Source organism: Salinimicrobium oceani (genome assembly GCF_012037645.1).
In genome coordinates this window covers 1-329 of the sequence record NZ_JAAVJR010001308.1, presented here as the reverse complement: position 1 = coordinate 329, position 329 = coordinate 1, and the positions used below count along the sequence as shown (strand labels likewise).

General features: G+C 44.1%; 1 protein-coding gene. It reads left to right on the top strand.

Annotated features, from left to right (window positions below):
* Window positions 1-329, top strand: a 329-nt coding sequence (locus HC175_RS21955; RefSeq protein WP_235942731.1) for a HisA/HisF-related TIM barrel protein, incomplete at both ends; no start/stop codon positions are given.

The window sequence follows — 329 nt, the reverse complement described above, 5'->3', positions numbered from 1 at the left end:
GTGGCTGGTGCACCTTGTCGGCGGAAAAGTTCCCACAGAAATTGACCTTTTTGACTGGGCAAAAGAGGTAGAGCAGAGAGGGGCCGGAGAGATTCTTTTTACTTCCATGGATCATGACGGGACCAAAAATGGATTTGCAAATGAAGCCCTGGAAAAGCTTTCTAAGCTCGTAAATATTCCCATTATTGCTTCTGGCGGGGCAGGGAAAATTGAGCATTTTTGCGATACCTTCAAAAATGGGAAAGCCGATGCTGCTTTGGCAGCCAGTGTTTTTCACTTTAAAGAAATAGAAATAAAGGATCTGAAACAGGAAATGAAGAAAGAGGGGA